The organism is Enterococcus sp. AMC1157, from assembly GCF_058216555.1.
This window is the reverse complement of record NZ_CM177099.1, coordinates 787,841-802,550: the sequence shown is the minus strand read 5'-3', so window position 1 is coordinate 802,550 and position 14,710 is coordinate 787,841. Positions and strand designations below refer to the sequence as shown.

The 14,710-nt window shown below is 35.3% G+C and carries 12 protein-coding genes; 9 read left to right on the top strand and 3 right to left on the bottom strand.

Annotated features, from left to right (window positions below):
• The first annotated feature begins 18 nt into the window (after window positions 1-18).
• Both ntdP and AC4BBX_RS03855 read left to right on the top strand, forming a co-directional pair.
• Window positions 19-552, top strand: a complete 534-nt coding sequence (gene ntdP, locus AC4BBX_RS03860; RefSeq protein ID WP_207940133.1) for a nucleoside tri-diphosphate phosphatase — start codon at window positions 19-21, stop codon at window positions 550-552.
• A gap of 85 nt (window positions 553-637) precedes the next feature.
• Complete coding sequence (locus AC4BBX_RS03855; RefSeq protein WP_490455149.1) at window positions 638-2,833, top strand: ATP-dependent helicase; 2,196 nt, start codon at window positions 638-640, stop codon at window positions 2,831-2,833.
• A 347-nt stretch (window positions 2,834-3,180) separates the two neighbouring features.
• Here AC4BBX_RS03855 and AC4BBX_RS03850 read toward each other — a convergent pair whose 3' ends face one another.
• Window positions 3,181-3,597, bottom strand: coding sequence for a GNAT family N-acetyltransferase (locus AC4BBX_RS03850; protein ID WP_490455758.1), 417 nt, complete (start codon window positions 3,595-3,597; stop codon window positions 3,181-3,183).
• A gap of 296 nt (window positions 3,598-3,893) precedes the next feature.
• Between AC4BBX_RS03850 and AC4BBX_RS03845 the strand changes: the two genes are divergently transcribed.
• The 3 genes from AC4BBX_RS03845 (at window position 3,894) to AC4BBX_RS03835 (ending at window position 7,761) form a co-directional block, all read left to right on the top strand.
• Entirely contained in the window at window positions 3,894-5,267 is a 1,374-nt protein-coding gene (locus AC4BBX_RS03845) for a hemolysin family protein (RefSeq protein WP_490455148.1), read from the top strand.
• A 245-nt stretch (window positions 5,268-5,512) separates the two neighbouring features.
• Window positions 5,513-7,093 (top strand): peptide chain release factor 3, encoded by a 1,581-nt coding sequence (locus tag AC4BBX_RS03840; protein ID WP_490455147.1) that lies wholly within the window; start codon window positions 5,513-5,515, stop codon window positions 7,091-7,093.
• A gap of 71 nt (window positions 7,094-7,164) precedes the next feature.
• On the top strand, window positions 7,165-7,761 hold the full coding sequence (locus tag AC4BBX_RS03835; RefSeq protein ID WP_490455146.1) for a DUF3885 domain-containing protein: 597 nt from the start codon (window positions 7,165-7,167) through the stop codon (window positions 7,759-7,761).
• A 46-nt stretch (window positions 7,762-7,807) separates the two neighbouring features.
• Here the strand turns inward: AC4BBX_RS03835 and AC4BBX_RS03830 are convergent, their stop codons facing one another.
• Together AC4BBX_RS03830 and AC4BBX_RS03825 are read right to left on the bottom strand one after the other, a co-directional pair.
• A complete protein-coding gene (locus tag AC4BBX_RS03830; protein WP_490455145.1) occupies window positions 7,808-8,113 on the bottom strand; it encodes a DUF1827 family protein in 306 nt (101 codons plus the stop codon).
• A 127-nt stretch (window positions 8,114-8,240) separates the two neighbouring features.
• Entirely contained in the window at window positions 8,241-10,466 is a 2,226-nt protein-coding gene (locus AC4BBX_RS03825; protein ID WP_490455144.1) for an ATP-dependent Clp protease ATP-binding subunit, read from the bottom strand.
• A 237-nt stretch (window positions 10,467-10,703) separates the two neighbouring features.
• On the opposite strand from AC4BBX_RS03825, the gene ykzS reads away from it, so the two are divergent.
• The 4 genes from ykzS to AC4BBX_RS03805 all read left to right on the top strand — a co-directional run bounded on the left by ykzS (window position 10,704) and on the right by AC4BBX_RS03805 (window position 14,667).
• Window positions 10,704-10,895, top strand: a complete 192-nt coding sequence (gene ykzS / locus AC4BBX_RS03820) for a protein YkzS (RefSeq protein ID WP_490455143.1) — start codon at window positions 10,704-10,706, stop codon at window positions 10,893-10,895.
• A gap of 173 nt (window positions 10,896-11,068) precedes the next feature.
• The gene (locus tag AC4BBX_RS03815; RefSeq protein ID WP_490455142.1) at window positions 11,069-11,335 is read left to right on the top strand and encodes a phosphocarrier protein HPr; all 267 of its coding nucleotides are present in this window, start codon (window positions 11,069-11,071) and stop codon (window positions 11,333-11,335) included.
• Window positions 11,335-13,062, top strand: a complete 1,728-nt coding sequence (ptsP, locus tag AC4BBX_RS03810) for a phosphoenolpyruvate--protein phosphotransferase (protein ID WP_490455141.1) — start codon at window positions 11,335-11,337, stop codon at window positions 13,060-13,062. Before AC4BBX_RS03815 ends, ptsP begins: the two co-directional genes overlap by 1 nt.
• A gap of 396 nt (window positions 13,063-13,458) precedes the next feature.
• Window positions 13,459-14,667: a glycosyltransferase family 4 protein gene (locus tag AC4BBX_RS03805; protein WP_490455140.1), complete on the top strand. Its 1,209-nt coding sequence runs from the start codon at window positions 13,459-13,461 to the stop codon at window positions 14,665-14,667.
• The last annotated feature ends 43 nt before the right edge of the window (window positions 14,668-14,710 follow it).

The window sequence follows — 14,710 nt, the reverse complement described above, 5'->3', positions numbered from 1 at the left end:
GCTGAGGGAAGGGTTGCTATGCGAGTTCCAAAAGAGGGCGAGTTTGTCAGCATTCAAAGCTACAAACACGACGGCAATTTGCATCGTACGTGGCGCGATACTATGGTATTGAAAACCAGCGAGCATTCCATGATCGGCGTAAATGACCATACTTTGGTCACTGAATCCGATGGAAGACGTTGGGTAACCCGAGAACCAGCTATTGTGTATTTTCACAAAAAATACTGGTTTAATGTAATAGCAATGATTCGAGAAAAGGGGGTTTCCTATTATTGTAATCTAGCTTCACCCTACTTATTGGATGAAGAAGCACTAAAATATATTGATTATGACTTAGATATCAAAGTTTTTCCTGATGGGGAGAAACGCTTGTTGGACGTGGATGAGTATGAGTTGCACAGCAAAATCATGCACTATCCCCAAGACATTGATTTCATTCTAAAAGAAAATGTCAAAATTTTAGTTGATTGGATTAATAATGGAAAAGGACCATTCTCCGAGGGTTATGTCGATATATGGTATAACCGCTACAAGCAATTGTCGCAGAAATGAAAAAAGAGGGCTAGAAATCTTGATAACTAAGATTTTTAGTTCTTTTTGTCTATTTAAGCTATTTAAAATTACAAGGGATGATGAAATGGACTATTTAAAAGATTTAAATACAGAGCAGTTAATGGCGGTGGAAGCAACTGAAGGTTATGTCCAAGTAATTGCTGGAGCGGGAAGTGGCAAAACGAAAACGTTGACCAGTCGTTTAGCTTATCTAATTGAAGCCATCGGAATTGCACCGGATAATATTTTGTGTGTGACCTTTACTAATAAAGCAGCCAAAGAAATGCAAAATCGGATTAAAAATTATTTAGGAGAATTGGCATCGGGTGCTTTAATCATGACGTTTGGAGCCTTGGCTGCTCGCATTATTCGTGAAGACGGTCGAGTAATTGGATATCCATCCAACTATCAAATTATAGATGAAGATGATAAAGCGGCTTTAATGGCCACTGTTTTACAAGATACCAAAGAAGAATTTGTGCAACAATTTGTTTTGGATCGGGATATCCAAGTCAAACGCTTAAAGAATGAGCATGATGTTGGTATTTATGGGCCAGTGTTAATTCGAACACTGGAAGAAATTGCTGAAGAAATTCGATTGGTGAAAGATGATTTAATGAATCAGGGATATAACAAACGTAAAATCATTCACTATATTCTATTGAAATATGTGTATGAAAAACGAAAATCCTTTGCCGCCGATTTTTCAGATCTTTCATTTTTAAGCCTAACCATTTTACGAATGTCAGAAATTGCTCGTGAAAAATGGCAAGACAAATTGAAATATATGATGGTAGATGAATATCAAGATGTTTCTGATGATGAAGTGGCTTTAATTACGATTCTTCAAGGGAAGTATCATAATTTATTTATTGTGGGTGATAGTGATCAAACCATTTATTCTTTTAGAGGATCACGTGTGGAATACATTTTAGATTTTGCTAAAACCTTCCATCCAGCCCAAACCATCTTGTTAAATAAAAATTATCGTTCAGGTGCGAATATTTTAGATGTATCCAATCGTTTAATCCAAAAGAATCAATTACGGATTGAAAAGGACTTACTGCCTAATAAATCCGAACAAGGAAAAGTGATTTATTTTCATGCTAAAAGTACCCGTGAAGAAGCCAACTTTATTGTTGATAATATTCAAAATATGCATCAACAAGGTCTAAAATTCAATGAGATGGCGATTTTATATCGTGCCCATCATGTGAGTCGAGCCATTGAAGAGAGCCTTTTGCGGGAAAATATTCCTTATCGTGTTTATTCTGGCATTGGTTTCTATCAGAGAAAAGAAATTAAAGACATTCTTGCTTATATGCGATTATTGATTGATGGTGATGATCTTTCATTTTCTCGTGTGATTAATTATCCTCGTAGACAAATGGGTCCTAAAGCTTTAAAAATTGTTAGTAATTATGCCGAAAAACAAAAAACAACTTTTCTTGAAGCTTTTATGGACTTGGTAAAGAGTGAAGATAAAAACTTTACTTACAAGAAAAAACAAGAATTTGCAGAATTTGTGGAAACTTTTAATCAACAACAAGATGAGATTCTTTCTGAGACACATCCTATTTCAGATTTAATGATGTTTATTTTAGAAAAGACAGCTTATGAAGATGTATTAAGAACGGAAGGCGAAGAAAAACGCTTAGAAAATTTGGCTGAATTTAAGCAGTCTTTAATGGATTATGAACAAAGTTTTGAAGGGGAACCAGTAAGTGTTAACGAATATCTTCAAAACATTACGCTATTAACTAGCCAAGATGTAGACGATCATGTGGATAAAGTAAATATGATGACTGTTCATACCTCTAAAGGTTTGGAGTTTCCGGTTGTTTATGTATGTGGCTTAAGTGAAGGGATTTTTCCGAGTAGTAAAATTCGTTCCAAAAATGAAATGGAAGAGGAACGTCGCTTAGCCTATGTTGCTTATACGAGAGCGGAAAAACATTTGATTTTAACAGATGCAGAAGGATTGACCCATGATGGAGCAGACCGTTATCCATCACGCTTTATTTTTGATGCGGAACGAGTAGGAATTGAATATCTGGTAGAGTTGAGTGAGGAACTTCTAAATAGCTATGGTCGCTACCGTCCATTCACCGATGAATCTGGTAATCAATCAACTGATTTTGAAGTAGGAGACACGGTCAAGCATAAAATTTTTGGTTTAGGAGAAGTTTTAAAAGTGAACCTTGAAAATGTACTAGTTAAATTCGAAAGTAAAGATAACCCCTTAGCGATTGTTAAAAGGGTTTTGGAGAAAGAAAATTAAACGAATTAATTGAATTTTCACATCCATTCATTGTATAGTAGTAGTGAAAAGAATATCATCTTCTTTTCAGAAAACGCGAATAGTTCTTAGTTAATTCAAAGGATGTGAAGTTATGGAAAACGTACACCGAAGTAACTTATGCAAAAGAAAGATTACTAAGATTTTTAGAAGTATTGGTATCGTTAAGAAACCACCAGATCATTGGATTCGAATTCCCACTCGCCGAGTAAGTCGGAGAAAGGAAGCGTGATCCAATATCTCGCAGTTATGCGTAAATAACAGTTAAATCCTTGTTTAGGTGAAAAATAACCCGCAAACATGTTGAATGCTTGCGGGTTTTCGTATGTTTAATTATTTTGAAGCGTTTTTGTCATTGTGACATGTTCAATACCAGCATCTAAAAAAATATCGCCTTCAGCTTGATAACCTAAACGCTGATAGAAATCTCGAGCGGTTAGTTGAGCACCTAAAGCCAATTGCTGATAATCATGTTCATTTGCAAAAGTTTCAGCAGCTTCCATGATTACTTTACCTAATCCTTTTTTGCGGAATTCTTTTAATACTGCCATCCGTTGAACTTTGATTTTTCCATCTTCTAAAGGTAACAGACGAAGCGTTGCCATTGGCGTTTCGGTATCTTGATAAAGAACAAAATGAATCGTGTAAGCTTCATAATTATCAATTTCCCTATCTAGAGGAACTCCTTGTTCTTTGACAAAAACTTGATTTCGAATCTTTAATGCATCCAAATATAAATCACTCATCGTATCTTTTGTATGTGCAACAAACACAATCATCACCTCGAATTAATTATAACTTAATTTTTAAAAGGAATGAATAGAAAATATTGCTAAAATGGGAACACTCAATTGGAAAGTTGTTATAGAAGTTTTCACGTTTTGTTAGTCTTGATTGTAGATAGTACAAGCCATTTTGGGCAAATGAAAAGTTGAGCATTTTTTATTGCAAAGAAAACCCCTTTGTGATACGATTTTATCGTGGCGAATGCCACGCTTTTTTTTCAATAAAAATTGTTAAAAAATAAGGAGAGAATGCAACTATGAATGCTGACCCCGAGAGTCAGTCGCTTTTAGCGCAAATTTTGCTGTTAGTCTTATTGACATTAATTAATGCTTTTTTAGCAGCAGCAGAAATGTCTGTCGTTTCCATTAATCGAAATCGTGTGGAACAGAAAGCAGATGAGGGAGACGTCAAGTCTCAAAAATTATTAAAAATCTTAGAAGAACCAACCATTTTTTTATCGACTATTCAAGTCGGAATTACATTGGTAACGATTTTATCAGGGGCATCATTAGCTGATACACTAGCTGGATACTTAGTTCCACTTTTTGGTGGTGGAGCAGCAGCAAGAAGCTTAGCAAGCGCAATTGCTTTAATGATTTTAACCTACATTTCCATCGTTTTTGGTGAATTGTACCCGAAACGTGTGGCATTAGGAAAACCTGAAGAAGTCGCTCAATTTACGTCAGGTGCTATACAGATTATTGGTAAAATAGCTCGACCATTTGTGTGGTTGTTATCAGCATCAACTAATCTTTTATCAAGAATTACACCAATGACATTTGATGACGAAGATTCTAGAATGACTCGTGATGAATTACGATACATGATGGAAAATGAGGGTGTCTTAGAAGATGATGAACTTGAAATGTTGCAAGGGATTTTTTCATTAGATACGAAAGTTGCTAGAGAAGTAATGGTTCCTAGAACTGACGCATTTATGATTGATATTCATGACGAAGTATCTGAAAATATGGGGAAAATCCTCGCTGAAAACTATTCTCGTATCCCTGTATATAACGAAGATCGAGATAAAGTGATAGGTGTCTTGCATACTAAAACCTTACTAAAAAGTGCCTATAAACATGGCTTTGAAAATTTAGATTTACAAGCTTTATTACAAGAACCGTTGTTTGTTCCAGAGACTGTCTTTATTGACGATTTACTATATGAGCTAAAGAAAACGCAAAATCAAATGGCTATTTTATTAGACGAATATGGTGGCGTAGTTGGTTTGGTTACCCTTGAAGATTTATTAGAGGAGATTGTAGGAGAGATTGACGATGAATCTGATGAAATTGAAGCATTATATGAAAAAATAACAGACCAAGAATATGTGATCCAAGGTCGTATGTTGATTGATGACTTTAATGAACTTTTTGAAACAAACTTACACATGTCTGATGTAGACACTATGGCGGGTTACTTTATTACAGCTTTAGGAACAATTCCTGATCAGGACGAGACACTGTCTTTTAATGTTGACAATATTACACTCGTCTCTGAGGAGATGGAAGGATCACGTGTTTTGAAATTAAGAGTATTCTTTCATGAAGAGGAAATTCATGTCGAACCAGATGAAGAAAGACGTTTTTTCCGTAAAGATTTTGAGGAAGACGAACCAAGAAGATAAGAGGAAAAGAGTCTGTGACGATGTTCATAGACTCTTTTTTATTGAGAAATTTCATGTTATACTGAAAAGGTTAGTGAAAATAATCAGCTAAGATTTTTTAAGGCAGAAATCAAGTGAATAAAAATCACCAAATCATGGTGCTTAATTATTGAATTAGGAGCTATTTTAAATGTAGAATATAAGTCGCTAAAATGAATAGATAAAATAGAGGGGAGTAGCTGTTGTTTTAAACAACAGCAAATTAAATGAATAATCCAAATTTAAAACAACAAGTGGATAGTCGTCGGACTTTCGCTATCATTTCCCATCCGGATGCTGGGAAAACAACCATTACCGAACAGTTGTTACTTTTTGGTGGAGCCATTCGCCAAGCAGGTACTGTTAAAGGAAAGAAAAGTGGGAATTTTGCAAAATCTGACTGGATGGAAATTGAAAAACAACGGGGAATTTCGGTAACAAGTTCCGTGATGCAATTTGACTATAATGACAAACGTGTCAATATTTTAGATACACCAGGGCATGAGGATTTCTCTGAAGATACTTATCGAACTCTGATGGCCGTGGATAGTGCGGTTATGGTTATCGACAGTGCCAAAGGGATTGAAGCACAAACCAAAAAACTTTTCCAAGTAGTTAAGCGTAGAGGGATTCCAATTTTTACCTTTATTAATAAACTAGACCGAGATGGTCGGGAACCTTTAGATCTATTAGAAGAGCTGGAAGAGCTATTGGATATCGAATCTTATCCAATGAATTGGCCAATTGGTATGGGTAAAGGAATGGAAGGTTTGTACGATATTTTTAACAATCGTGTGGAACTGTACCGTCCAGATAATTACGATGGAAAACGTTTAATTTCATTAGATGAAAATGGCGAAATTCCATCTACTCATCCTTTGACAGAAAAAAGTATTTATACCCAAGTTTTAGAAGAAGTAGAGTTATTGAAAGAAGCCGGAGATGATTTTGATACTGAGAAAATTGCTCGCGGTGATCAAACGCCTGTATTCTTTGGTTCAGCCTTAACAAACTTTGGGGTACAAACTTTCTTAGAAACATTTTTACAGTTTGCGCCAGCACCTTATGGGCATAAGACAATCGAGGATCAAATGATTAGTCCTTACGAAGAAGAGTTTTCAGGATTTGTCTTTAAAATTCAAGCTAACATGAATCCAGCCCATCGTGACCGAATTGCTTTCGTTCGAATTTGTTCAGGAACTTTTGAACGTGGTATGGATGTGTATTTACAAAGAACAGGTAAAAAATTAAAACTAAGTAATGTGACTCAATTTATGGCTGATTCTCGTGAGAATGTTCAAGAAGCGGTCGCAGGTGACATCATTGGTGTTTATGATACAGGAAATTACCAAATTGGTGATACATTATATGAAGGTAAATTAAAAGTTGCTTATGAAGAACTTCCGTCATTTACACCGGAAATTTTTATGAAGGTAACTGCTAAAAACGTGATGAAACAAAAGTCTTTCCATAAAGGAATGTACCAGCTAGTTCAAGAAGGTGCTATCCAATTGTATAAAACTTATTTAACCGATGATTATATTATCGGAGCTGTTGGTCAACTTCAGTTTGAAGTGTTCCAACATCGTATGTTAAATGAATACAATTCGGAAGTAATCATGACACCTATGGGCAATAAAATCGCTCGTTGGATTGATCCAGAAGACTTAGATGAAAAAATGAGTTCAAGCCGAAACATCCTAGCAAAAGATCGTTTCGACCAACCATTGTTCTTGTTCGAAAATCAATTCGCTGAGCGTTGGTTCCAAGATAAATACCCAAATGTTAAATTAATGAGCTTGATGTAATTTAAGCTATACTGGATAATCTGATTTTACGTGGATTATCCAGTCTTTTATATTTGAAAAGAGGTAAACGAATGTTTAAGGCTTTTATGAAAGAATATTATCAGAATGCAACTTTAGATTTTCATTTTTGGTCGAAAGCAAAATATAAAATTCATGTTGATTTAGCCAAAGGAGAATATCAATTTCTACCAGATAGTGAGAATTATAATGAAAAAAGATTTACAATGGCATATCATCAAATCAATGATTTATTGAGTGAGTTCTTTGAAAAGCGGTCAGAAGTATTAATTGTTGTGAACAAATACATGAATCAACGAAAACATAACAAAGATTTAGTGTTACATAAAATTATCAAACGATTTTCTAATAGTTCGCTGATTGATGGAAGTCGATTTTATTTGTCAGAAGATAAACTATGGGTTGATCAGCTAGTGTTGCAGACAGAATGGAAAAATGTTAAACAATATTTTTTAATTCAATCTCTAATCAATGAAGATTTTCCCGATAGAAGACCTAGATTTTCTACATCAGGTTCATTCTATCCAGATATCTATTTGTTGAATGTAAAAACAGGTGTCATTTTTCATGTGTATGATGATCGCGGATGTGAAATTTATTTTAAAAATAGACGTTCATTAAAAAATTTTGAGGAACAAAAAAATAGTTAGAACAAAAAACTTCTGCTTTTTTGTTCTAACTATTTTTTTAAGAGATTTAATGTTGTAACACTTTAGGAATAGAGATTTCTACAAAGTTACTATCAGTTAAAGTTGAAACTGAAGCTATGTTGTAAGAATCTGCGGGAATTCGATCTAGAAAGTGTTGTCTAATCATTTCAATTTCTTGAGGTTGAATCGTTCTTTTATTGTTGACCAATAAGATTTCATTATGAAGTGGAGCAACTGTGTAGATAACGGTCGTATCTCCAGCAGTATATACTTTGACCATTTCTGCATCAGTATTTTCAAGTTGTTGCAAAACTAGTCGAGAATGGCTATTTGTTACATTAATTAACTTCATTTCCCTCACCCCTGATTCTTTCTATTAACTAATTATAAAACTTTTTGATGAAATGAAAAGAGATACACCTTAATTTTATATAAAAAATGGAGAAATAGTACATTTCTCCATTTTTGTCTAAAATTGTTTAGTCATTCTTGACTTCTTCGGTAACGACCGACTCAGCAGAGATAGAAATCTGATTTTCATCATCTAGTTCTGCAATTAATTGAGTATTTTCAGGATGGTCTAAATAGTATTCAGCAATCCCATCTTCAATTTGTTCTTGAATTGTTCGACGAAGAGGACGTGCTCCCATAGTTGGATCGTAACCTAAGTCTACTAATTTTTCTTTGACAGAGTCAGAAACTTGGATATGAATTTTTTGACTTGCCAACATTTCATTTACTTCATCTAACATAAGAGAAACAATCGTTAATAGATTTTCTTTACTCAATGCTTTGAATTCAATAATCCCGTCAAAGCGGTTCAAGAATTCTGGTGTGAAGTAATTATTTAGTTGATTTAATACGGAACGAGTGATGCCATCTCTGGAAGCACCAAAACCAACATTGGCTTCAACTTTACCACTACCAGCATTACTGGTCATAATAATTAACGTATCTTTAAAGCTGACTGTGCGACCTTGAGCATCGGTTAAACGGCCGTCTTCCAAGATTTGTAGGAACATGTGTAAGACATCGGGATGGGCTTTTTCGACTTCATCCAACAAGATTAAGCTATATGGATTTCTCCGAACTTTTTCCGTTAATTGTCCAGCTTCTTCATAACCTACATATCCAGGAGGTGAACCAATCAGTTTAGAGATACTGTGTTTTTCCATGTATTCAGACATGTCAAAACGGATCATCGCATCTTCAGAACCAAACATTTCGAAAGCTAATTGTTTAGCCAATTCAGTTTTACCTACACCTGTAGGACCAACGAATAAGAAGGAACCAATTGGACGATTCTTTTTGCCCAAACCAACACGGTTTCGACGAATCGCTTTAGCAACTTTATCGATGGCTTCATCTTGGCCAATTACATGAGATTGTAAATCAACTGCTAAATTTTTCAATTGAGTTTGTTCTTTTTCTTTTAGTTCACCAACAGGAATACCTGTGCGTTCTGCTACAATTTGCTCCATCGTCTTTTCGGTAATGACAGGAGTTTCTTCATCGGTCACTTGTTGTTCTTTCATTTTTTGAAGTTTGTTGATTTGATCACGATAATAAGCTGCTTTTTCGAAATCTTCTTCTTGAGAGGCTAAGCGTTTTTGTTCTTCTGCATCTGCAAGTTTTTTATCAATTACTTTTGGATCGATAAATTGAATAGTCAAGTTTTCTTTAGAGCCAGCTTCATCCAATAAATCAATGGCTTTATCCGGCAAAAAACGCTCTTGTACATATCGATTGGATAAAGTTGCCGCTGCTTGAATAGCTGCATCAGTATATTTTACATGATGATAATCTTCGTAACGAGATTGTAGTCCCTTTAAGATTGAAATGGTTTCTTCGACAGTTGGTTCATCTACTCTAACAGGTTGCATTCTACGTTCTAAAGCAGCATCTTTTTCAATTACTCGATACTCATTTAAAGTAGTTGCACCAACCATTTGTAGCTCACCTCTGGCAAGAGCTGGTTTTAAGATGTTCCCAGCATCAAGATTTCCTTCACCAGTACCACCAGCGCCAACGATTTCGTGTACTTCATCAATGAAGAGGATGATATTTTCAGCTTCTTTAATTTCAGCGATTAATTTTTGCATACGCTCCTCAAATTGACCACGAATTCCCGTGCCTTGGACTAAGGAAGCAACGTCTAAGCGTACAACCTCTTTCTCCAACAATTTTTGAGGGACATCTCCGTCAACAATTTTTTGTGCTAATCCTTCAACGACGGCTGTTTTACCTACACCGGGCTCACCGATTAATACAGGATTATTTTTTGTTCTACGGTTCAGTATTTCAATGACTCGTTTAATTTCAGCATCACGTCCAACAACTGGATCAATTTCTCCTGCACGAGCTTGTTGTGTAATATTTACACCATATTCACCCAATAAACCAGGCACATTTTGTTTAGGTGGTTGTTGTCCACCATTAAAATTATTTTGACCACTTCCAGTTTGAGTAGGAGGTGTTTGATTATATGGAGTATTTTCTTGTTGCATTTGTTGAGACATCTGTCTGAAGAAGTCATCTAGACTACCAAAACCAAAAGGATCTTGTTGTGAATTCATCGGGCTGTTTTGTTGTCCTTTTATTTTTTGATAGCAACTTTGACAATAGTCGATTTGTCTTCGTTGACCACCAACGTTTGCATACAAATGAATACCTGCTTCATTTTTTCCACAATTTTGACAAAGCATTGTCTCACGACCTTTCGATTGATTTTAAAAAGTCAAAGAATAGGAAAGTATTCACTGACCATGTTTGACCTTTAGTTATATTATACAATTATTTTCTTATGATGCAAGTAATTAAGTTTATAATTGCTAAGAATAAAACTTGAAGTTTTTATGAAATCGACTATAATTTTTTGGTGAAGTTTTATTTCTAATGAAAATAGTAATAACATGAAAATTTAAAGAAGGAGGATGGATCGTATGGTTGAGAATCCCTATGAAAGTTTATTGGAACAGCTTAAATCAGGGGAAGTCAATGAGTTGATTGTTGATCAAGCCGATTTTATGACTTTTCGAGAAGTTTGGAAAACACATGAAGATCGAACGAAATTTGTTGGTGAAGCGGGTTTAAAAGGAAAAATCATTTATCGTTATTTGGAAGAAAATGCATAAAATACGCAATTTCCGAGGAATTGTGCGAATTATTATGGAAAACGGTTGTCTAAGTAGTAAAAAAATGGTAATCTTAACAATTGAAAGGGTAGTTAATTTTGTCTGTTCTTTATGGGAATATGCAAAAGAAAGCCCTCACAAAAAATAGCTTTCATAAGAAGGAGATTGATAATATGGAAAAGAAAGATTTTCACGTAGTTGCTGAGACAGGAATTCATGCACGTCCAGCTACATTATTGGTACAAACAGCGAGCAAATTTAACTCTGATATTAATTTAGAGTACAAAGGTAAATCAGTAAACCTTAAATCTATTATGGGAGTTATGTCTTTAGGTGTAGGTCAAGGTTCTGACGTTACAATTTCTGCTGAAGGTGCTGACGAAGCAGATGCTATCGCAGCTATCGTAGAAACAATGAAAAAGGAAGGGTTGTCTGAATAATGGTTGAAATGCTAAAAGGAATTGCGGCAAGCGATGGAGTAGCCGTTGCGAAGGCATACCTATTAGTCCAACCTGACTTGACTTTTAAAAAGGTAACAGTCGAAGACATCTCAGCTGAAGAAGCTCGTCTAGACGAAGCATTGGCTAAGTCAACTGAAGATTTAAAACAAATCCGTGACAAGGCTGCACAAGCCTTGGGAGAAGCGGAAGCGCAAGTATTTGACGCGCATTTAATGGTTCTTAGTGATCCAGAAATGATTGGTCAAATTAAGCAAAATATTTCAGATAACAAAGTAAATGCTGAATCAGGTTTGAAAGAAGTTACTGACATGTATATTAGCATGTTTGAAGGAATGGAAGATAATGCGTATATGCAAGAACGCGCTGCGGATATCCGTGACGTTGCAAAACGTATTTTAGCTCACTTACTTCAAGTAACATTGCCAAATCCGTCTATGATTAATGAAGAAGTTGTTGTGATAGCACATGACTTAACACCGAGTGATACAGCGCAATTAGACCGTAATTTCGTTAAAGCATTCGTAACTAATATTGGCGGACGCACTTCTCACTCTGCGATTATGGCTCGCTCATTAGAGATTCCCGCAATCGTAGGTACTAAAGATATTACAGAAAAAGTTAAAGCTGGTGACATTCTAGCAGTAAATGGTATTGAGGGGGATGTTATCGTTAACCCTACTGAAGACCAGGCTGCAGAATTTGTTAAAGCTGGTGAAGCATTTGCTGCTCAAAAGGCAGAATGGGAAAAACTAAAAAATGCTCAAACTGTGACTGCGGATGGCAAACATTTTGAGTTGGCTGCAAACATTGGTACACCAAAGGATTTAACTGGTGTGCATAACAATGGTGCAGAAGCAATTGGTCTTTATCGTACAGAATTCCTTTATATGGATGCACCGGATTTCCCATCTGAAGAAGATCAATACGAAGCTTATAAAGCTGTATTGGAAGGCATGGATGGAAAGCCTGTTGTTGTTCGTACAATGGATATCGGTGGGGATAAAGAATTACCTTACTTGAAATTGCCACATGAAATGAATCCATTCTTGGGTTACCGTGCTTTACGTATTAGTTTATCTGAATTAGGAGACGATATGTTCCGTACGCAATTACGTGCATTATTACGCTCTTCTGTTCATGGACAATTACGCATCATGTTCCCAATGGTGGCAACATTAAAAGAATTCCGTGCTGCGAAAAAATTATACGATGAAGAACGTCAAAAATTAGTAGATGAAGGTGTAGCGGTTGCTGATGATATTCAAGTGGGTATCATGATTGAAATCCCTGCAGCAGCTGTATTGGCTGACCGTTTTGCTAAGGAAGTAGATTTCTTCAGTATTGGAACAAACGACTTAATCCAATACACAATGGCTGCAGACCGTATGAATGAACAAGTTTCTTACTTATACCAACCATATAACCCATCAATTTTACGTTTAATTAAAAACGTTGTTGATGCAGCTCACGCTGAAGGTAAATGGGCTGGTATGTGTGGAGAAATGGCTGGCGATCAAATGGCTGTTCCATTGCTAGTGGGTATCGGTTTAGATGAGTTCTCAATGAGTGCTACATCTGTTCTAAAAACTCGTAGCTTAATGAAACGTTTAGACTCAACTAAAATGGAAGAACTTGCAAATCGTGCACTAACTGAATGTGATACGATGGAAGAAGTTGTTGAATTGGTTGAAGAATACGTTGGCTAATTTTTAAATAAAGAGGTGCTTCTATATGAAGCACCTCTTTTTTATTGTAGCACTAGAGATACGCTCATCCAATTTTTATAAAATTACTTACTGAACATTAGTTGAAATAAGGTATAAATTTATTTTTTGATAGATATTCACTAATAAAGAACGAACAATTTTGTAATATCATTTTCTAAAACCTTGATATAACAGTCTTTTTTTGAGATGGAAAAGAAAACGTAAAAATGTAGGTCTATAGGTGGAGCCATGTACTAGCTAGCTGTGCTATACTAAACCTAATATTTGACATATCATGGGTGAATGTTTTCAATTATCGAGGAAAGATTTGAACGACTTGTATCCATGTTTGAATGTATGTTAAAGTAAAACAATTTTGATTTGGAGGGAACAGGCGTGAAAGTTGGTTTCTTTACAGATACTTACTTTCCTCAAGTAAGTGGTGTGGCTACATCTATCCGAACTTTAAAAGAAGAATTAGAGAAAAAAGGACATGAGGTTTATATATTTACGACAACCGATCCTAATGCTCCTGATTTTGAAAATGGTATTATTCGTATGCCAAGTGTTCCATTTATTTCATTTAAAGATCGTCGAGTAGTTGTTAGAGGTATGTGGTATGCGTATCTGATAGCCAAGGAGTTAGAATTAGATTTAATTCATACTCATACAGAATTTGGTGCAGGGATGTTAGGGAAATTAGTCGGGAAAAAAATGCAAATACCTGTTATTCATACCTATCACACAATGTATGAAGATTATTTACATTATATTGCTAAAGGGAAAGTGGTTAAACCTGCACACGTTAAATACTTTTCTCGCTTTTTTGCTAATCATTCTTCTGGAGTTGTTTGTCCAAGTGAACGAGTGATTGAAAAGTTAAAAAGCTATGGTGTAAAAGTTCCAATGAGAATTATTCCAACCGGTATTGAGGTAGAAAAATTTAAGCGTCCTGATATTACAAACGAGATGAAACAAAAATTGAGAGATTCTTTAGGCATTAAGGAAGACCAATTACTTATCCTGTCATTAAGTCGATTGTCTTATGAAAAAAATATTCAAGCTATCATAAAAGGTTTACCTAATGTTATTAAGATATTGCCTCAAACTCAGCTTGTCATCGTAGGAAAAGGACCCTATCGTGAAGAATTAGAAGAGCTAGTTTCAGAACTTTCAGTTGATGGACATGTGACCTTTGTCGGAGAAGTCTCTAACGATGAAGTCGCTGTATATTATCAGGCTGCAGATTATTTTGTCAGTGCTTCCACTTCGGAAACACAGGGGTTAACCTATACTGAAGCAATGGCATCAGGTACACAAATGGTAGTTGAGGGAAATGATTATTTAAATAATCTACTCAGCCACCCTTCATTAGGCGTGACATTCAAAAATGATGAAGATTTTGCCGGTGCCTTAATTAAATATGTAGAATCGGGAATTCAATTAGATCAAGAAGTACTGGAACAAAAAATGTATAAAATTTCAGCAACTTATTTTGGTGAGACGATGCAACAGTTTTATGAGGATATTCTCCGAGAATACCATTTGAATCGTGAAACAAATGCAACCAAAGATATGCTAGATAAGTTTAAAACACCGTTTTAATTCTTTTGAATTAAGCCTAAAATAATATAAAAGTTCACACTTT